The following is a 19,804-nucleotide window of genomic DNA, read 5'->3' as shown; positions in this document are numbered from 1 at the left end:
GAACAAGATGGCCACCATCACCCTCAAGGGCAAACCCGCCAGCAAGACCGCCAAGTCGCGCACGCCCGATGGCGAAAAACGCGGTCCGCTGCGCGGCAAAGGCGTCTCCAAGCCGCGGCCCACGCTGGCGCAGGCGCAAGCAGACCGCGCCGAGCGCGAGGCCCGCTTCCAGGAAGCGCAGCAAAAGCGCGAGCGGCCCGCGGCACAACGCCAAGACCGCCCCGACCGCCCGGCTCGCCCAAAACCCACCGGCTTCCGGCCCGAGGGCACCGGCCCACGCGGCGAGCCTGTGCGCCGCGACGAGCGGGGCGACCGGGCCCGTGACGAACGACCCGGACGCCCCATGCAGCGCCCCGGCCCGCGTCCCGATGGCTTCAATCCAGACGCACCTGCCCATCGCGCTCAACGCGGCGAACGCCCCACCGAGCGGCCCCGCGACGACCGCCCACCCCGTGTGGACCAACGTCGCGTGTCCAACCGCGGCCCCGGCTTCGAACCGCCCCAACACGCGAACGAACGGCCGCAGCCGCGGCGCAATCCTGCCCGCGAGGTGGATTCCGAGGACGGCGACCGCCTGTCCAAGCGCATGAGCGAGCTCAAGCTCGCCTCCCGCCGCGAGGCGGACGAATGGATTGCTGCCGGCTGGGTGCGGGTGGATGGCAAGGTGGCCGTGCTTGGCCAACGCGTGCAGGGCGAGGTGCAGATCGAGATCGACCCCGCCGCCCGCCAGGCGCAAGCCCAGCAAGTGACCGTGCTGCTGCACAAGCCCATCGGCTACGTGTCGGGCCAGGCCGAAGACGGCTATGAGCCCGCCGTGGTGCTGTTCCAGCAGGAGAACCGCTGGAAGGACGACCCCTCCGGCATCAAGCCCCACCCCAACCACCACCGTCACCTGGCCCCGGCCGGGCGGCTGGACATCGACTCCACAGGCCTGCTGGTGCTGACGCAAGACGGCCGCATCGCCAAGGCACTGATCGGCGACGACTCCGACATCGAGAAGGAATACCTCGTGCGCGTGGAGTTCGTGGCCCACGAGGTGCCCGAAGGCACGCTGCCCAACGCCGCCCTGGCGCCGGACAAGCTGGCGCTGCTGAACCATGGCCTGGAACTGGACGGTGAGCCCCTGAAGCCCGCCAAGGTCAGCTGGCAGAACGAACAACAGCTGCGCTTTGTGCTGCGCGAGGGCAAGAAGCGCCAGATCCGCCGCATGTGCGAGTTGGTGGGCCTGAAGGTGGTGGGCCTGAAGCGCGTGCGCATCGGCCGCATCCCGCTGGGCCACCTGCCGGTCGGCCAATGGCGTTATCTGGCGCCGTGGGAGCGGTTCTGACCCCGCCCATCTGCCTGGCCGGCCCGACCGGCTGCGGCAAAACGGCGGCGGCATTGGCGATTGCCGAGGTGCTGCCGGTGGAGATCATCAGCGTCGACTCGGCGCTGGTGTACCGGGGCATGGACATCGGCACCGCCAAGCCCACGCCGGCCGAACAGGCCGTGGCCCCGCACCACCTGATCGACATCCTGGACCCGCTGGACAGCTACTCAGCGGCCGAGTTCGTGCGGGATGCCAAGCGCCTGTGCGCTGAGATCCAGGCGCGTGGCCGCCTGCCGCTGTTGGTGGGCGGCACCATGCTGTACTTCAAGGCCTTGTTCGACGGGCTCTCGGCCCTGCCCCAGGGCGATGCCGAGGTGCGCGCTGCGCTGGATGCCGAAGCGGCCGAGCGAGGCTGGCCCGCGCTGCACGCCGAGCTGAGCCAGCTCGACCCCGAAACCGGCGCCCGGCTGGCGCCCAACGACAGCCAGCGCATCCAGCGCGCGCTGGAAGTGATCCGGCTCACCGGCCAGCCGCTGAGCGTGCTGCACGCGGCGTCGCGCGAGCAAGGGGTAGATTGGCCGCTGTTCTCGCTGGAGCCCGCCAGCCGCGCCTGGCTGCACGACCGCGTGGCGCAACGTTTCGACACCATGATGAGCCAGGGCCTGGTTGACGAGGTGCGCCGCCTGCGCGACCGGGGCGACCTCAGCCTGGCCCTGCCCTCCATGCGCTGCGTGGGCTACCGGCAGACCTGGGAGGCGCTGGATTCCGGCGATTTCTCCGACCTGCGGGACCGCGGCATTGCGGCCACCCGCCAGCTCGCCAAACGCCAGGTGACGTGGCTGCGCAGCATGCCGCGCCGGCAGGTCATTGCCTGTGACGGCCCCCAGCCGGTGCCTGAACTGCTGGCTGGCCTGCAGCGGCTGCTGGGCTGAAACATTCCCCTTGCGTGGCTGAACTTCCGCGCATAAAGTGATATCACTTTGATTCACTTTTGAAACGAGTCAGCCATGTCTTCCGATTCAGCGCCCCGCGTCACCGTCTCTGAGCGCGCTGCGCGCGCCCACGACGGTTACCTCATGCTGGTGCTGGCGCTGGGCAGCGCCGCTTTGGGCGCGTTCGCCCTGGCAATGAAACAACCCCTGGTAGGCATCCTGCTGGTCGTGACCAGCGTGCTCACGCTGGCGGGCCTGTACATGCTCAACCCCAACCAGGCCGCCACGCTCACGCTGTTCGGCGCCTACATCGGCAGCGACCGCGTCGCCGGCCTGCGTTGGGCCAACCCCTTTGCCCTGAAGAAGCGCGTGTCGCTGCGCGACCGCAACCTCAACGCCCCGGTCATCAAGGTGAACGACCAGCGCGGCAACCCGATCGAGATCGCCGCCGTGGTGGTGTGGCGGGTGCGGGACACCGCCCAAGCCCTCTTCCAGGTGGACGACTACGAGGCCTATGTGCGCGTTCAGGCCGAGGCCGCGCTGCGCCACCTCGCCGCCAGCTATGCCTACGACCATGCCGACGAAATGCCGGCCGACAGCATCACGCTGCGCGGCGGCCAAGACGCCGTCACGCAAGCCCTGAAGGCCGAACTGCAGGCCCGCTTCGCCGACGCGGGCGTGGACGTCATCGACGCCAAGCTCAGCCACCTCGCGTATGCGCCGGAAATCGCGCAGGTGATGCTGCGCCGCCAGCAGGCCGAGGCCATCGTGGGGGCGCGCGCCAAGATCGTGCAAGGCGCCGTCACCATGGTGGAGGCCGCGTTGCAGGGCCTGTCCGAGCGCGACATCGTCGTGCTGGACGACGAGCGCAAGGCCGCGATGGTGAGCAACCTGCTGGTGGTGCTGTGCTCGGACCGTGAAACCCAGCCCGTGGTGAACACCGGCACGCTCTACAGCTGAGGCCCAACCGATGGCCAGCCCCGACAAGAAAGCCTTCCCGCTGCGGGTGGACCCCGCCCTGTGGGCCGAGGTCGAGCGGCTGGCCGCGTCGGAGTTGCGCAGCGCCAATGCACAGGCCGAATTGCTGCTGCGAGAAGCGCTGGCGCGGCGGGGCATCCAACTCGCGCCGCCCCGCGGCCGAGCCAACGCCTCGCGACAGGACCCAGAATCCGGCCCATGAGTCTTCTGAGTGCGCACCGCCTGCGCAAGTCCTACGGCGAGGTGGCGGTGTTTTCCGAGGTCAGCCTGAGCCTGGCCGCTGGCGAGATCGTGGCCCTGCTGGGAGAGTCCGGCAGCGGCAAGTCCACGCTGCTGAACTGCCTGGCCGGGCTGGACACGCCCGACGCCGGCCAGATCGTGCTGGACGGCCACGCCCTGGAGGGCTTGGACGACGACGCCCGCGCCGCGCTGCGCCGCCGGGCGCTGGGGTTCGTGTTCCAGGCGTTTCACTTGCTGCCCCACCTCAGCGTGGCCGACAACGTCGCGCTGCCGCTGCGGCTGCTGGGCCAGCGCGACGACGCCCGCGTGCAACACATGCTGCAGGCCGTGCGGCTGGACGGCCTGGCCCAGCGCATGCCCCGGCAGCTCAGCGGCGGCCAGCTGCAGCGCGTGGCCATCGCCCGGGCGCTAGTGCACCGGCCGCGCCTGGTGCTGGCCGACGAGCCCACCGGCAACCTCGATCCCCGCCACGCAGGCGAGGTGCTGGACCTGCTGCGCACCTGCACACGCAAGGCCGGTGCGGCCTGCCTGCTGGTGACGCACTCCGAAGCGGCTGCCCAGGCCGCCGATCGGCGCCTGCGGCTCGACGCGGACGGCCTGCATGACGCTTAGCCTCTGGCGCCACATCTCGCTGCCCGCCTGGCGTGACCACCCCGGGCGCGTGGCCCTGGCCGTGCTCGCCGTGGCGCTGGGCGTGGCGCTGGCGTTCGGCGTGCACCTGCTCAACGGCGCCGCGCTCGCGGAATTCACGCGCGCCGCCCGCAGCGTGAATGGCCAACCTGACTTCATCCTCCGGGCCAGCACCGGGCCGTTGACCGACGCCGACCTGGCGGAAGTGCTGAACCGCCCCGAGGTGGCCACGGCCAACCCGGTGATCGAGGCCGAAGCCCTGTGGCCCGAGGTGCAGGGCGCGGACGGCCGTGCGATGTCGATCCGCTTGATCGGGCTGGACCCGCTCGCCCTGCTGGGCAGCGCCGCCGAGGGGCGGCCGCTGGCCCCGGAACTGACGCCGCAGCTCGAAGGCAAGCCCGCCGAAGCCCTGGCGGAGCGCACCGTGCACCTGAACGCCGCCGCGCGGGCCCGCTTGCCGGCGGACGCCCAGGCCTTGCGCGTGCGCGTGCCGCAGCCCGGCAACCTGCCGCCCAAAGAGGCCGTGCTGCAGGTGGGCGGCAGCATCGCCGCTGGGCAAGGGCCGCTGGGCGTGCTGGACATTGGCGACGCCCAGTGGCTGTTCGGCCGACTCGCCTCGCTGGATCGCATCGACGTGCAACTGGTGCCGGGCACCGACGCGGCCGCCTGGGCCCGCCAGTTGCCTTCGCGCTGGGTGGCCCAAGCCCCCGCCGACGAAGGCGCCCGCTTGTCGGACATGACCCGCGCGTACCGCGTGAACCTGGGTCTGCTGTCGCTGATGGCGCTCTTCACCGGCAGCTTTCTGGTGTTTGCCGTGCTGTCGCTGAGCACCGCGCAGCGCCTGCCGCAGTGGGCCCTGGTGGGCGTGCTGGGCGTGTCGGCCCGCATGCGGTGGCGCCTCATCCTGACCGAAGGCGCAGTGATCGGCCTGCTGGGTACGGCCCTGGGCCTGGCCCTGGGCCTCGGCCTGGCGGCAGGCGCCCTGCACTTGCTGGGCAGCAACCTGGGCCTGCCCGCCGACGGCCCCACCGCGGCCGGCCTGCTGTTCCAACAGCCACTGGCCCTGCCCGCGCTCGTCTACGGGGCGCTGGGGCTGCTGGCCGCTGGCGTGGCCGCGCTGGCCCCCGCGCTCACGGTGCGCCGCATCGCACCGGCGCTGGTGCTCAAGGGCCTGGGGCTGCCTGCGGGCCGCCCGCTGCCCGCCTGGGTGGCGGCGGCCCTGTTGGTGGCCGGGGCCGGGCTGGCCGCGCTGCCGCCCCTGTGGGGCGACACGCCGGTGGGTGCCTACCTGGGCATGCTGTGCCTGCTGCTGGGCGGCCTGGCCTGGGTGCCCAGCCTGGTGCGTGGCCTGACCCAAGTGCTGGCCCGCGCGGGAGGCGGCGCCTTGCTGATGCTGGCCCGCGAGCGCACGCGCGACCAAGCGAGCGAAACCCGCCGCGCCCTGGCTGGCGTGCTGGTGGCCCTGGCCTTGGCCGTGGCCATGACTGTGATGATCGGCAGCTTCCGGCAGTCGCTGATGGCATGGCTGGACGAGGCCCTGCCGGCCGACCTGTACGTGCGCAGCGCGCTGCGCACGCCCAACGGGCTGCCGGCGCCGCTGTCCAGCACGGTGGTGACGGGCCTGGGCCAACTGGCCGAGGTGGCACGCGCCACGCCGCAGCGCACGGCGCGGGTCCGGCTGCGGCCCGCGGGCGACGCCGTGGCCCTGACCGCGCGCGACCTGCGCAGCGGCCAGCTGCCCCAGGTGCAAGCCTGGACCGGCACCCGCGACCCGCAAGCCCTGCCCGTGTGGACGAACGAAGCCGGCCGCGACCGCGACGGCCTGCAGCCCGGTCGCGTGTTCACCGCCCAGTGGGCCGACACCGGCCAGACCGTGGCCCTGCAGGTGATGGGCGTGTGGCGCGACTACTCCCGCCAAAGCACCGCGCTCTGGATGGACCTGGCTGACTACCGCCGCGCCACGGGCGACGACACCGCCACCGAAGCCGCGCTGTGGCTGCGCGCCGGCCACACACTGGACGCCGCGCGGGCCGCCGTACGGGCCTTGGGCGGCGCCGACGTGGAACTGGCTGCTGCGGGCGAACTGCGCACGCTGTCTCTGCAAATCTTTGACCGCAGCTTCCTCATCACCGTCTGGCTGCAAGCCGTGGCGCTGGGCGTGGGCCTGTTTGGCGTGATGGCCAGCCAAAGTGCGCAAGCCCTGGCGCGCCGGCGCGAGTTCGGGCTGCTGCGGCACCTGGGCCTGTCGCGCGGGCAGCTGATGCGGCTGCTGGGGCTGGAGGCCAGTTTGAGCGCCGGGGCCGGCGCCGCGGCGGGGCTGCTGCTGGGCCTGGGCCTGAGCCTGGTGCTCGTGAAGGTGGTGAACCCGCAGAGTTTTCACTGGACCATGGACCTCTACCTGCCCTGGGCCCGGCTGGCTGCGCTGGTGGGGCTGGCCTTTGCTGCGGCCGTGGGCGCATCGCTGTTGGCCGGGCGGCGCGCCCTGGGCGCCGATGCGATTCGCGCAGTGCGGGAGGACGCATGACGTTGCAACGCCGCCACCTGCTGCTGGCCGCTCTGCCGCTGAGCTTGCCGGCACAGGCCGCCCTGAACTTCCCCACCGACTTCGGCGCCCACCCGGCGCAGGGCATCGAGTGGTGGTACCTGACCGGCCTGCTGGCCGACCGCGATGGCGCGCCCCCGCGCTACGGCTACCAGCTCACCTTCTTCCGCCTGCCCGGCCCGGCGGCGGCCGACCACCCCAGCGGCCTGGCCGCACGCCAACTGCTGCTGGGCCACGTGGCGCTGTCGGATCTGAGCGCGCGCAAACAGCGCCATGCCCAGCGCCTGCTGCGCAGCATCCCCGGGGCGGTGCAAGCCGCGCAGGGCGACTGCCGCGTGCAGCTGCGCGACTGGCGGCTGGTGCGCGAGGCCGACGGCTACCGCGCCGTGTTCTCCGGCCCGGGGTTCACGATGGAGCTGGAACTGGCTTGCCCCGACGCCCCGCTGCTGCAGGGCGACAGAGGCCGCTCGGCCAAGGGCCCGTCGCCCGAGCAGTTCAGCTACTACTACTCACGCCCGCAAATGGCCACACAGGCCGCCTTGACGCTGGACGGCCGCCGCCACAGCCTGGCCGGCCGCGCCTGGCTGGACCACGAGTGGAGCGACAGCGTGCTGGGCGAGGCCGTGGGCTGGGACTGGTTGGGCATCAACCTGAACGACGGCGGCGCCTTGACGCTGTTTCAGCTGCGACGCGAGAACGGCGAGCGCGAATGGGCCGGCGGCAGCTGGCGCCGGGCCGGCCAGCCCGACCGCAGCTTCACCCCCGACGAAGTGCAGATGACCCCCACCCGGCACTGGACCAGCCCCAGCACCGGCCGCCGCTGGCCGGTGGCCTGGCGCCTGCGCTGCCCGATGGGGGAGCTGCAGCTGGACGCCGCGTTCGACGCGCAAGAAATCGACGCCCGTTTGAGCTCGGGCCTGGTGTACTGGGAGGGGGCGGCGAAGCTGTCGTCCGCCCGGGGGCAGGCCCTGGGCTGGGGCTACCTGGAGCTGACGGGCTATGCCGGCCGCCCACCCTTGCCCTGACCCCTGCCCTTCCCCCTGCCATGAGCTCTGACACGCCCACCCGCCAGCCCACTCGCCCTGTGTTTGGGTGGGACAACCTGCGCGGCCCGCGGGCGACCTCGCTGCCCGCGGTGGACGCTCTGCCCCACCGCCAAGTGCTGACCAGCGGGCGTGCGGCCATTGGCGCCGCCGTGCAGGTGCTGGGCCTTCGGCCCGGCGACGGCGTGCTGGCCCCCAGCTACCACTGCCCCACGCTGGTGGCACCGCTGCGCGCGGCGGGCTCGGCGGTGCAGTACTACCCACTCAACGCCCAGGGCCTGCCGGAATTGAGCGGGCTGCAGCCCGCACCCGGCACCCGCGCGCTGCTCGCGGCGCAGCTGTTCGGGCTGCCGCAATCTTTCGCCGGGGTCCGGGCGTGGTGCGATGCCCACGGCCTGGCGCTGATCGAAGACTGCGCCCACAGCTTCTTCGGCCAGGCGGGAGAACGCCCCGTGGGGCACTGGGGCGATGTGGCCACGGCCAGCTTGACCAAGTTCTTTCCTGTCTCAGAAGCGGGGCTGCTGGCGTCAGCCCAGCCGTTTGCCCCGATGCCGCTGGCTCCGGCCGGCGCGCGGCAACAGGTCAAAGCGGGGGTGGACCTGCTGGAGCGAGGCGCCCAGCACCGCCGCCTGCCCGGATTGCACATGGGGCTGGACGCGCTGTTTCGCTTGAAGAACGGCCCCCGCGCAGCTACCGCAGCGCCCGTGGCCGCGCACGCATCACCCGCAGCGCTGACGCCGCCGGCAGCGGCTGAAGCCGCCATGCTGGCCGCGTGCGACATGAGCCGCACGGGCCAGTCCGTCACCGCGCTGGACCGGGCGTTGCTGCGGCTGCCGCGCGGCCGCATCGTGAGCGCGCGCCGGGCGCACTTCAACCAACTGCTGCAGGCCGGCAATGCCCTGACGCACGCACGGCCGCTGTGGCCGGTGCTGCCCGACGGCGCCGCCCCGTACGCCCTGCCCCTGTGGGTGGCCGACGCTGACCGGGCCGACGCGGCCTACGCCGCCCTGCGCGCGGCCGGGTGTGCCGTGTTCCGCTGGGATCACACCTGGCCGGGTTGCCCGGCCCTGCCGGGCGATGCGGGCACCGCGTGGCGCCGAGAGCTGCTGCAGCTGCTGTGCCACCAAGACCTGACGGCCACTGAGCTGGCGCACACCGCCGCACAGTTGCAACGCCTGCTCTGAGCCAAATCAAGCGGGGCGCGCACTGACTCGGGGAGACTCGGTGCCATGAACGCCGCTGAAGCCGCCCGAGCCCCTCAAGATCCAACACCCGCTTCAAGCCCGCTGCACCTGCAAGACCTGCAGACCGCCGTCCAGTTCGTGCTGGACCGCGTGCAAGGCCCCGTGCACCTGGCGCTGCCGCTGGGCATCGGCAAGCCCAATGCCTGGGTCAATGTGCTGTACGAGCGCATGGCGGCGGACGCGGCGCGCCCTCTGCGCATCCTGACCGCGCTGTCGCTGGAGAAGCCCTCGGGGCAAAGCGATCTGGAACGGCACTTTCTGGACCCGCTGGTGGCGCGCGTCTTCGGCAACTACCCTGACCTGCTGTACGTGAAGGCCGCACGCGCCCAGACCTTGCCGGCCCACATCGAGGTGCGCGAGTTCTTCCTTAAAACCGGCGACTACCTTGGCAACGACGCCGCGCAGCAAGGCTTCATCTGCAGCAACTACAGCCTGGCGGTGCGGGACATGCTGGCCCAGGGCGCCAATGTCATCGCGCAAGCGGTGGCGGTATGCACCGGGCCTGACGGCCGCCCGCGCTACTCACTGTCGTGCAACCCCGACCTGACGGCAGACTTTGTCGAGCAATGCCGGGCCCAGGGTCGGCCCTTGCTGACCGTGGCGGTGCTGAACCGCGAACTGCCCTTCATGCCCGGCCCGGCCGAGGTGACGGAAGACTTCTTCGACCTGATCGTGGACGCGCCGGAGGGCCATCACGCGCTGTTTGCGCCGCCCAATCCGTCCGTTTCGACGGCCGATAACGCCATCGGCCTGCACGCCGCGAGCCTGGTGGCCGACGGCGGCACGCTGCAGATCGGCATCGGCTCGCTGGGCGACGCCATTGCGCAGGCGCTGCTGCTGCGCGACCGGAACAACAGCCAGTTCCGCGAGGCCCTGGCTGCACTCGATGCCGCGGCGCCTTACGCGGCCCGGCAGCTTGGGCGGTTCGAGCAGGGGCTGTACGGCTGCTCGGAGATGTTCGTCAACGGGCTGCTGCAGTTGCTGGATGCTGGCGTGATCCGCCGCGCGGTGTACCCCGACCTGGGGCTGCAAACCCTGGCCAACCGTGGCGAGCTGCCGGCCACACCCACGCCCGCCGCTGCACACGCCTTGGTGGCCCGCGGCCTCTGGGCGCCGCAGCTCACGGCCACGACGCTGACGCACGGGCAGGCCATCGGCCTGCTGAATGCCGCGCTGACGCTGGACGACGCCACCCAAACCCTGCAGTGCGCCAACCAGCGCTGGCCCAACGACCTGCGCCAATTGCCGCCGGAAGCGCTGGGCACGCAGTGGCGCGGCACGGCCGTGCTGCATGGCGGCTTCTTCCTCGGGCCGCGGGCGTTCTACGAGCGGCTGCGCGACATGCCCGACGCCCTGCGCAACGGCATCGCCATGAGCCGCATCGGCGTCATCAACGAGCTCTACGACAGCCCAGGCCACCCCGAGGCGCTGAAGCGCGCGCAGCGGCGCCAGGCGCGCTTCATCAACACCACGATGAAGATGACGCTGCTGGGCGCCGCGTCGTCAGACGCCACCGCCGATGGCCGAGTGGTGTCCGGCGTGGGCGGGCAATACAACTTCGTGGCCCAAGCCCACGCGCTGCCGGATGCACGCTCGGTGCTGGCCCTGCGCGCGACGCACGACAACGCGGCGGGCCTGAAATCCAACCTGGTGTGGAGCCACGGCAACTGCACCATCCCGCGCCACCTGCGCGACCTGGTGGTGACCGAGTACGGCGTGGCCGACCTGCGCGGGGCGAGCGACGCCGAATGCATCCAGCGCCTGCTGTGCATCGCCGACAGCCGCTTCCAGGACGCGCTGATGCGCGAGGCCCAGGCCCACGGCAAGCTGGCGCCGAATTGGCGACTTCCCGAGCACGCCCGCCACAACACGCCTGAAGCGCTGAAGGCCTTGCTGCGCCCGGCGCGCGAGGCCGGCGCGCTGCCCGACTTTCCGTTCGGCACCGACTTGGATGCCGACGAAATCCGCATCGTGCGGGCGCTGCGCAAACTCAAGCACGCCAGCCACCATCCGCTGGAGTTGGTGCACACCGCACTGGCCAGCCTTTCCCCCCACCGCGCGGTGCCGCCGGCGTACCTGGAGCGGCTGGGGCTGGCCGAAGCCCACGGGTTGCGCGATCTGCTGCTGAAACGACTGCTGGCTGCCAGCTTTTGAGACGCGGGCCGGGCGCGGCCCTCCCTACACTGCCGGCCATGTCTGAATCCACTGCCCGTCCGGCCTCCAAGCAGGCCCGCTCCCTGTCTGGCCTGCTGCCCTTCTTGCGGCCTTACCGCCTGCGCATCCTGCTGGCCCTGGTCACCCTGGTGTTGGCCGCGCTGGCCACGCTCGCGTTTCCGCTGGCACTGCGCGGCCTGATCGACGCGGGCATGGCGGCCAGCGCCCCGGGCGAGCGGCTCATGGCGTTGCGCGAGCACTTCCTCGCAATGTTCGGGGTTGGTGCGGCGCTGGGCATCTTCTCGGCCTCGCGCTTTTACATGGTGACCTGGCTGGGCGAGCGCGTGACGGCCGACCTGCGCAACGCCGTCTACCGCCACGTGCTGCGGCAAAGCCCCGAATTTTTTGAGACCACCCAAACCGGCGAGGTGCTCAGCCGCATCACCACCGACACGACCGTGGTGCAAACGGTGGTGGGCTCCAGCCTGTCCATGGGCCTGCGCAACACGGTGATGGGCCTGGGCGCGTTGGCGATGCTCATCATTACCAACCCCTATGTCATGGGGCAGGTGCTGGGCATATTGGTGTTGGTGGTGGCCCCGGCGCTGTACTTCGGCCGGCGGGTGCGCAAGCTGTCCCGCGCCAGCCAGGACCGCGTGGCCGACACCTCCGCCATCGCCGCCGAGGTGCTGAACGCAGTGACGGTGGTGCAGAGCTACACGCAGGAACAGGCCGAGTCCGACCGGTTCTCGCGCGCCAGCGAAGCCGCCTTCGACACCGCACGCAGCCGCACCAAGGTGCGCAGCCTGCTGGTGGCTTTCATCATCACCGCGGTGTTTGGCGCGATGCTGTGGGGCCTGTACCAGGGCACGCAGGCCGTCATCGCCGGCAGCATCACCGCCGGGCATTTGGGGCAGACGGTGGTGTACGTGACGCTGCTGGTGAGCAGCGTGGCGGTGCTGGCCGAGGTGTGGGGCGATGTGCTGCGCGCGGCGGGCGCGACGGAGCGGCTGGTGGAGTTGATGGAAGCCCGCTCGCCGGTGGCTGAAACCACGGTGCCGCGCGCGCTGCCGGCCACAGCGGGCGGCAGCCGGGTCGCATTGCAGAACATCCAGTTCCACTACCCCTCACGCCCGCAAACCGCGGCGCTGGATGCCGTCAGTCTGGACATCGCCCCGGGCGAAACCGTCGCCTTGGTTGGCCCCAGCGGCGCGGGCAAGACGACCGTGTTCCAACTGCTGCTTCGCTTCTACGACCCGCAACACGGCCAGATTCTGCTCAACGGCGTACCGGTGCAAGACCTGACCCTGCGGGATTTGCGCGCCAGCGTCGGCCTGGTGCCGCAAGACAGCGTCATCTTCTCCACCACCGCGCTGGAAAACATCCGCTACGGCCGCCCGGATGCGACCGATGAGGAAGTGATGGCCGCAGCCCGCGCTGCGTTTGCCGACGATTTCATTCGCGCGCTGCCAGAGGGGTACCAAAGCTTCCTGGGTGAACGCGGCGTGCGCCTGTCGGGTGGGCAACGCCAGCGCATCAGCATTGCACGCGCCATGCTCAAGAATCCACCACTGCTGCTGCTGGACGAAGCCACCAGCGCGCTGGACGCCGAGAGCGAGCGCGTCGTGCAGGCAGCTCTTGAGGCCGCCATGCAGCACCGCACCACGCTGGTCATTGCTCACCGCCTGGCCACCATCCAAAAGGCTGACCGCATCGTGGTGCTGGAAGCTGGCCGCATCGTCGACATCGGCAGGCATGACGAGCTGGTGGCCCGAGGCGGGCTCTACGCCAAGCTCGCCGCGATGCAGTTCGGGCTGGAGCCGGCTGACGCCGGCCAAGCCAGCGGCTAACACACCCCCCCTAAATTGAAGGTGAAATAAACCACGACATCGTGTCGGGCTTCCTTACAGCTCTCCAGGGAAAACCACGGCCCTTCCGACTTTTGTCTTTCAAAAACAAATACTTAAGCGAAGCTGAAAAAGCTGGCACGCATGCTGCTTAGTTGCCACCGTGCTCGTTCGAAGGGCGGACGAGAGGCAACTTGGAACAACGTATGAACATCAAGTCTCTGCTGGGTGCCGTGGCCATGCTGGCCGCCGCAACCGCTGCAAACGCCGGTGGCTTCGTCAATGGCGACTTCGAAACCGGCACGACTTCGGGCTGGACCATTGGTGGCGGCTTCCGCAATTACCAAAACCTGAGCTCCGTCAACCCGAGCGCGTTCCTGCCCGGCGGCAGTTCGTACGACGCCTCCATCGCGGGTTCGCACTCGAAGGTCGTGAGCCCGGGCCTGGATCCGCTGTTGGGCAATCTGATGGCCAACACCGTTTACGGCGGCAAGTATTCGCTGCGGATCGAGGACACCACCAGCGGTGGCTACGTGTCCGTCGCAAGCCAAACGGTGACGAACTACACCGACTCCAACATCTTCTTCGCCTGGCTGGCGGTGCTGGAAAACGGCGGTCACTCGGCTGAGCAATCGGCTGCCATGAAGCTGCAACTGGTGGACAAGACCACCAACACGCTGCTGATCTCGCGCACCTACAACGCCGTTGGCGGCGGCGGCGGCGTCGATTCGCGCTTCAGCGTCTACGGTGGTACGTACTACTACACCCCGAAGTGGCAAATCGAACAGCTGGCGATTGACGCCAGCCTGTCCGGCCACACCTTCGAGCTGACCGTGCTGGCCAGCGACTGCGCCCCCACGGGCCACGAAGGTTACGTCTACCTGGACGGTTTCGGCGCCATCGCTCCCCCGCCGTCGAACGGCGTGCCGGAACCGGCCAGCCTCGCCCTGGTGGGCGGCGCTCTGGTGGCCCTGGCCGCTGCTCGTCGTCGCAAGCAGGCCTGATTCGCCCGCGCGATTTGCACCTGAAAGGGTCGGCTCTGCCGGCCCTTTTTTCATTGGGCGGTGGCATCACAATCGACTGCCGATCGGGGGACGCGCCTTTGACGCCCCCAACGGGTTCGCACCCGGCCCACCGCCCCCAACCGACTCTCCGCTGTCGTCACTGCACCGTTGCACCGCATGTCACACGCCCGCCTGTATCGCCCGAAAACCCTGTTGATTTCCGTCGCTGTCTTGGCCGCCTTGAGTGCCTGCAGCCGCAAAGACCCGCTGGCCTCCGGCAAGGAGTTGCTGGCCAAAGGCGAGATTTCCGGCGCGGTCATCGAGTTGAAGAACGCGGTCCAGGCGCAGCCGAATTCCGCTGATGCGCGCATCCAACTGGCCAATGCGCTGGAGCGCACGCACGACCTGGCGTCGGTGGAAGAGCAGTTGCGCAAGGCCGTGGATGCTGGCGCTGACGCCAATCAGCTGGTGCCGCGAATCGCGCTGGTGATGCTGGACCGCGGCGACATGGACAAACTGGTTCGCGACTTCAAGGACCGCAAGCTGAGCGACGCCCAAGCTGACAGCACGCTGCGCGGCACCGTCGCGCTGGCGCTGACGGCCTTGAAACGCCTGCCTGCGGCCAAGGAGCAGATCGCTCACGCAGCGGACTCCCCCGCCGTGGCGCTCGCCCGCGCACAGATGCTGGCCAGCGAAGGGCAAATTGCCGAAGGCATGAAGGTGCTGCAGGCGGCCAGCCAAGCCCAGGACGCGCCGTGGTGGGTGTTCCGCGCGACGGGCCGACTGGCCAGTTCAGCCAATGACCCTGCACAGGCGCTCGTGGCCATCAAGAAGGCACACGATGCCGTGCCCTGGCACATCGGCGTGCAGGGCGAATACGGCGAGACCCTGGCCGCCGCCGGCAAGTTCAGTGAAGCCGCGGCGGTGCGAGATGCCTTGAAGAAAAAGGCCCCGAATCATTTCTGGACGCACTACCTTGACGCCCTGCTGCTGGCCCAGGCCGATCGCCCGCAAGAAAGCCAGGCGGCCGCGCTGCGCGTGCTGAAGGTGTCGCCCGAGCACATGCCGGCCACGCTGTTGGCCGCATCGGCCGAGTTGCGCAGCGGCGATGTCAAAGGCGCCGTCAAGCGCCTGCAGGCGGCGAACAAGCGACAGCCTGACTCCCTGCCCATCTTGCGGCTGCTGGCGCAAGGCCAGCTGCGGAGCGGCAATCTCACTGACGCCGCGCAACTGGTGCGACAGGGCCTGGTGCTGGCGCCCAACGACGCCACCATGCTCGGCCTGCGCGCCGACCTGGAAGCCGCCCGTGGCGACAAGAAAGCCGCTGCGGCCACGCTGGCCCAAGTGGTGGCGCAATACCCGGACGACGCCACCAGCGTCATCCGCCTGGCCCAAGCCCGCTTTGCCGCGGGCGACAACGCCGAGGCCGCCAAGCTGCTGGACCACGCCGCGGAACTTGCCAAGCAAGATCACCTGCTGCTCGGCCGCGTGATTGCCGTCAGCCTGCGCCTGGGCCGCGTGGACCAGGCGCGGCGCATGGCCGACGCCGCCGTCAGCGCGGCGCCGCAAGACGCGCAGGCGCGCCTCAACCTCGCAGCCGTGATGTCGGCACAGAACGACCGCACAGGCGCCTGGAAGACCACGCTCGCCGTGCTGGACACCAAACCCAACCTGCCAGCCGCACTGACGGCGCTGGGCACCATGGCCAAGACGCCCGAGCAGCGACAGGAGTACGTGGCCCGCCTGGGCAAGGCGGTGGCGGCGGGCAACACCAGCGCAGACGTCTATGCCGACTACGCCTCGCTACTGCAAACGGGCGGGGCGGGCAAATCCGGCGACACACCGCTTAGCGTGCTGGAACAGGGCGTGAAGGCGGTGCCCGACTCTGCCAACCTGCGTGAGGCGCTGGTGAACGAGCACCTGCGGCTCGGGCAGCCCGAGAAAGCACTGACCGTGGCGGAGTCGGGCGCTGCCATGACCAACGCGCCGGCGGCGGTGCTGGAGGTGCAAGCCAGCACCTACGAGCGCCTGGGCAAGCAGCAACAGGCCACGGAGGCCTACCGCAAGCTCGCGGCGGCTTACCCCCAGCGCGGGGACTGGCGCTTGCGCCTGGCGCAGCTGGAAGCCAACAACGACCGCACGGCCGAAGCCGCGTCGCTGCTGCGCGCTCTGATCACCGAGCGCCCGTACGACCCAGGCGCCTACCTCGCGCTGGCCAGCTTGATGAGCCGCAGCAATGCCAACGAAGCACTCTCGGTGGCGCGCCAACTGGGCCAGCAAGAAGGTCTGGCCGGCATGGGTCTGCTGTTGGAAGGGGATGTGCTGGTGGCAACCGACAAACCCGACGACGCGCTCAAGGCCTACGCCAGTGCCGTGAAAGCCGGCATGACGCCGGCCGGCAACCTGCGCATCATCAAGACGCTGGACCGGTTGAGCCGCACGGTGCCCGCCGACCAACAAATGGCCGAGCTGATGCGCAAGCAGCCCGACAGCACCGCCGTGATCCAGGCCGCGGCCGAACGCGCGATGGTGGCCGGGCAGCCCGCCCAGGCCGTCGAGCTGCTGCAGCAGCTGAGCGCCAAGATGCCGAACAACCCCGTGCTGCTGAACGACCTGGCCTGGGCGCAAGTGCAGGCCCGCAAGCCCGAGGCCTTGGCCAACGCCCGCAAGGCGGCGGACGCCTTGCCCAACAACGCCAACGTGCTGGACACGCTGGGCAGCGCACTGGCCGCTGCAGGGCAGCGTGATGAAGCGGTGACCGTGCTGCGCATGTCCAGCCGCCTGGCGCCTACAGCGGCCACGCCCAAGGTGCATCTGGCCGAAGTGCTGCTGGCCGGTGGCGACCGCACCGGCGCCAGCGAGGCGCTGCGCGGCGTGGACGCCAACCGCCTCGACAAACTCGGCCAAGCCAGCCTCGCCAAGGTCAAGGCAGCGCTCGGTCAAACCTGAGCCGGGCGCCCCCGAGCAAGGCCTCACCCGCCAGTGCGGGTGGGCCTGCGGTGCGTCCACCGTGAGCCGAACGACAATCCGGCCCATGAACACGCCTCCTCGTCAGTACGAAGACTTCATGCGCCATGTGTTCGAGCAGGGCGTGCAGAAAAGCGACCGCACCGGCACCGGCACGCGCAGCGTGTTCGGGCACCAGATGCGGTTCGACCTCGCCGCGGGCTTCCCGCTGGTCACCACGAAAAAGGTCCACCTCAAATCCATCATCCTGGAGTTGCTGTGGTTCCTGCGCGGCGACAGCAATGTGAAGTGGCTGCAAGAGCGTGGCGTGACCATCTGGAATGAATGGGCCCGCGCCGATGGCGACCTCGGCCCGGTGTATGGCGTGCAGTGGCGCAACTGGCCCACGCCCGATGGCGGCCACATCGACCAGATCGCCGAGGTGGTGCGCACGCTCAAGACCAACCCGGACAGCCGCCGCATCATCGTGAGCGCGTGGAACGTGGGCGATCTGTCCAAGATGGCGCTGATGCCCTGCCACGCGTTCTTCCAGTTCTACGTGGCCGACGGCAAGCTCAGCTGCCAGCTGTACCAACGCTCGGCGGACATCTTTCTAGGGGTGCCGTTCAACATCGCGTCGTATGCGTTGTTGACGATGATGCTGGCCCAGCAATGCGACCTCCAACTGGGCGAGTTCATCTGGACCGGGGGCGACTGCCACATCTACGACAACCACGTGGAGCAGGTGCAGACTCAACTGGCCCGCGAACCCCGCCCCTACCCGACCATGACGATCAAGCGCCGGCCGGCGTCCATCTTTGACTACGAGTTCGAGGACTTCGAGCTCAGCGGCTACGACCCGCATCCGGCGATCAAGGCGCCGGTGGCCGTATGACGCGCGTGGTGTTGGTGGCGGCCGTTGCCCAAGACGGCGCCATCGGGCGGGACAACGCGCTTCTGTGGCACCTGCCAGAAGACCTGGCGCGCTTCAAGGCGATCACGCTGGGCAAGCCGGTCATCATGGGCCGCAAGACCTGGGACTCGCTGCCGCCCCGATTCCGCCCGCTGCCCGGCCGGCGCAACCTGGTGGTGAGCCGCAGTACGCCGGCGCTGGGCGGCGCGGAGGTGTTCGCGTCGTTCGACGCCGCTTTGGCGGCCTGCCAAGGCGTGCCCGAGGTGTGCGTCATCGGCGGCAGCGAGATCTACGCGCTCGCCATGCCCCACGCCCACCAGTTGGCGCTCACGGAGGTGGACGCCCGCTTCCCCGATGCCGACCGCCACTTCCCCCCGTGGCCGCGCGAGCGGTTCACGGTGGCAGCCCGAGAAGCGCACACCAGCGCGAGCGGGCTGCACTACGAATTCATCGACTACGTTTGCAAGGATTGATCCATGTCCGGACACGGTTTCCACGTTCACGGCCCGCACGACCACGAACTCGAGCACGCCGCCCAACACGAGCCCAAGGGCTTTGCGGGCCAACTCGCTGTCATCACCGCCATCCTGGCCACGGTGGGCGCCTTCTTCTCGTACATGGGGGGCGCAACGCAAGCCAACGCCGGGCTGTACAAGAACGACGCCGCCATCAAGAAGACGGAAGCCAGCAACCAGTGGGCCTACTACCAGTCCAAGAGCAGCAAGCAAAACCTCTCCGAGCTGGCCCTGGACCTGAGCAACAGCGAAGAGCAGAAGGCCAAGTACAAGGACAAGATCGCCCGCTACGAAAAGGAAAAGGCGGAGATCAAGGAGAAGGCCGAGGCGCTGGAGGCGGAGTCCAAGCACTTTGACGAGCTCAGCGAGGGCCAGATGCACCAGCACCACCGCTGGGCGCAGGCCACCACGGCGCTGCAGGTGTCCATCGCCATTGCCGCCATCGCGCTGCTGACCAAGCGCCGCTGGATGGAAGGGGCCACACTGGTGATCGGCGGCATCGGCGTCGTACTGGGCGCACTGGCCGCAGCCCACATCTGACCCGCTGAACCCGCCCGCGCCGCGCCATGCAGGACCGCATCGACGACGAGATCACCTTCCGTAAGCTGGAGATCTTGCTGGCCTTCATGGAAGCCGGCAGCCTGGCGCGGGCGGCCGAGCGCTTGGGGGTGAGCACGGTCAGCGTGCATCGGGCCCTGCATTCGCTGGAAACCGGCACGCGCTGTAGCCTGTTCCGCCTGGAGGGCCGCAACCTGCAGCCCACCGATGCCGCCCAAGCCCTGGCCGATGTGGCGCGCGAGGTGCTGCAAACCATGTCCCGCGGCATCCGCGCCACGCGCGACATCGCGGGCTACGCGGCCGACCGCATCCGCATTGGCTCGCTCTACTCGCTGACCAGTGGCACCGTGCCCGCCATCATCATGGCGCTGCGGCTGCGCAAGCCTGACATCCAGACGGAGCTGGTGCTGGGCTCCAACAGCGAGTTGCTGCGCAAGCTGCGCGAGGGCGAGCTGGACGCCACCATCATGGGCGCGCCGGAAGGCGCTGCCGATGTGGAAAGCCAGTTGCTGTTCGAGGACGAGATGTTCTTCGCAGCGCCCGCCGGGTCGTCCTACGCCGACGCCGCCGAGATCGACCTCGCGCAATGCGCCGACGGTCGTTTCGTCTCGCTCAACGAAGGCTACGTCACGCGTGACCGCTTCGTCGATGCCTTCCGCGTGGCGGGCTATGCGCCGCAGGTGGTGATGACCACCAACGACATCTTCTCGTTGATGAACCTCGTGGGCGGTGGCATTGGGTGCACCCTGCTGCCCGGCCGCATCCGCAGCGTGGTGCCGCCCACGGTGCGCCTCCTGCCGCTGTTGCCGCAGTACCAGATGCGGCAAAAGATCAGCGTGGTGTTCCTGCGCACGCGGGAGCGTGACCCCAACCTGCTGTCGCTGTTGGCCGCCTGCCGCAGCCATGCGTTGGACCTGCAAAAGGCCTCGGGTTAACCCACAACCCTTGC

General features: G+C 69.8%; 16 protein-coding genes. All 16 read left to right on the top strand.

Features of this window, described 5'->3' with window-relative positions; translation table 11 throughout:
- The first annotated feature begins 7 nt into the window (after positions 1 to 7).
- The 16 genes from ACG01O_RS09970 (at position 8) to ACG01O_RS09895 (ending at position 19,790) form a co-directional block, all read left to right on the top strand.
- Positions 8 to 1,327 (top strand): pseudouridine synthase, encoded by a 1,320-nt coding sequence (locus ACG01O_RS09970; RefSeq protein WP_394384009.1) that lies wholly within the window; start codon positions 8 to 10, stop codon positions 1,325 to 1,327.
- Positions 1,294 to 2,241 (top strand): tRNA (adenosine(37)-N6)-dimethylallyltransferase MiaA, encoded by a 948-nt coding sequence (miaA, locus tag ACG01O_RS09965; protein WP_394384008.1) that lies wholly within the window; start codon positions 1,294 to 1,296, stop codon positions 2,239 to 2,241. The genes ACG01O_RS09970 and miaA overlap by 34 nt, the downstream gene beginning before the upstream one ends.
- Positions 2,242 to 2,316: 75 nt before the next feature.
- Entirely contained in the window at positions 2,317 to 3,201 is an 885-nt protein-coding gene (locus tag ACG01O_RS09960) for an SPFH domain-containing protein (RefSeq protein WP_394384007.1), read from the top strand.
- A 10-nt stretch (positions 3,202 to 3,211) separates the two neighbouring features.
- Complete coding sequence (locus ACG01O_RS09955) at positions 3,212 to 3,421, top strand: type II toxin-antitoxin system antitoxin (protein ID WP_394384006.1); 210 nt, start codon at positions 3,212 to 3,214, stop codon at positions 3,419 to 3,421.
- Positions 3,418 to 4,071 (top strand): ABC transporter ATP-binding protein, encoded by a 654-nt coding sequence (locus ACG01O_RS09950; RefSeq protein WP_394384004.1) that lies wholly within the window; start codon positions 3,418 to 3,420, stop codon positions 4,069 to 4,071. The genes ACG01O_RS09955 and ACG01O_RS09950 overlap by 4 nt, the downstream gene beginning before the upstream one ends.
- A complete protein-coding gene (locus ACG01O_RS09945; protein WP_394384002.1) occupies positions 4,061 to 6,613 on the top strand; it encodes an FtsX-like permease family protein in 2,553 nt (850 codons plus the stop codon). The genes ACG01O_RS09950 and ACG01O_RS09945 overlap by 11 nt, the downstream gene beginning before the upstream one ends.
- On the top strand, positions 6,610 to 7,656 hold the full coding sequence (locus ACG01O_RS09940) for a lipocalin-like domain-containing protein (protein WP_394383999.1): 1,047 nt from the start codon (positions 6,610 to 6,612) through the stop codon (positions 7,654 to 7,656). The genes ACG01O_RS09945 and ACG01O_RS09940 overlap by 4 nt, the downstream gene beginning before the upstream one ends.
- A 20-nt stretch (positions 7,657 to 7,676) precedes the next feature.
- Positions 7,677 to 8,858 (top strand): DegT/DnrJ/EryC1/StrS family aminotransferase, encoded by a 1,182-nt coding sequence (locus ACG01O_RS09935; RefSeq protein ID WP_394383997.1) that lies wholly within the window; start codon positions 7,677 to 7,679, stop codon positions 8,856 to 8,858.
- Between the two features lie 45 nt (positions 8,859 to 8,903).
- A complete protein-coding gene (locus ACG01O_RS09930) occupies positions 8,904 to 11,072 on the top strand; it encodes an acetyl-CoA hydrolase/transferase C-terminal domain-containing protein (RefSeq protein ID WP_394383995.1) in 2,169 nt (722 codons plus the stop codon).
- Positions 11,073 to 11,110: 38 nt separating this feature from the next.
- A complete protein-coding gene (locus ACG01O_RS09925; protein ID WP_394383993.1) occupies positions 11,111 to 12,922 on the top strand; it encodes an ABC transporter transmembrane domain-containing protein in 1,812 nt (603 codons plus the stop codon).
- Positions 12,923 to 13,125: 203 nt separating this feature from the next.
- Complete coding sequence (locus ACG01O_RS09920) at positions 13,126 to 13,923, top strand: PEP-CTERM sorting domain-containing protein (protein ID WP_394383991.1); 798 nt, start codon at positions 13,126 to 13,128, stop codon at positions 13,921 to 13,923.
- 177 nt (positions 13,924 to 14,100) lie between these two features.
- Positions 14,101 to 16,872 (top strand): XrtA/PEP-CTERM system TPR-repeat protein PrsT, encoded by a 2,772-nt coding sequence (gene prsT / locus ACG01O_RS09915; RefSeq protein WP_394383989.1) that lies wholly within the window; start codon positions 14,101 to 14,103, stop codon positions 16,870 to 16,872.
- An 85-nt stretch (positions 16,873 to 16,957) separates the two neighbouring features.
- A complete protein-coding gene (locus ACG01O_RS09910) occupies positions 16,958 to 17,764 on the top strand; it encodes a thymidylate synthase (protein WP_394383987.1) in 807 nt (268 codons plus the stop codon).
- Positions 17,761 to 18,255, top strand: a complete 495-nt coding sequence (locus tag ACG01O_RS09905) for a dihydrofolate reductase (protein WP_394383986.1) — start codon at positions 17,761 to 17,763, stop codon at positions 18,253 to 18,255. The genes ACG01O_RS09910 and ACG01O_RS09905 overlap by 4 nt, the downstream gene beginning before the upstream one ends.
- 3 nt (positions 18,256 to 18,258) lie before the next feature.
- Positions 18,259 to 18,837 carry a DUF4337 domain-containing protein gene (locus ACG01O_RS09900; protein ID WP_394383984.1) on the top strand — a complete coding sequence of 193 codons (579 nt, stop codon included), beginning with the start codon at positions 18,259 to 18,261 and terminating at the stop codon, positions 18,835 to 18,837.
- 26 nt (positions 18,838 to 18,863) lie between these two features.
- A complete protein-coding gene (locus tag ACG01O_RS09895) occupies positions 18,864 to 19,790 on the top strand; it encodes a LysR family transcriptional regulator (RefSeq protein ID WP_394383982.1) in 927 nt (308 codons plus the stop codon).
- The last annotated feature ends 14 nt before the right edge of the window (positions 19,791 to 19,804 follow it).

The sequence above is a fragment of the Pelomonas baiyunensis genome (genome assembly GCF_043555935.1).
GTDB classification, from domain to species: domain Bacteria; phylum Pseudomonadota; class Gammaproteobacteria; order Burkholderiales; family Burkholderiaceae_C; genus Pelomonas; species Pelomonas baiyunensis.
This window is presented reverse-complemented; position numbering and strand designations above follow the sequence as displayed.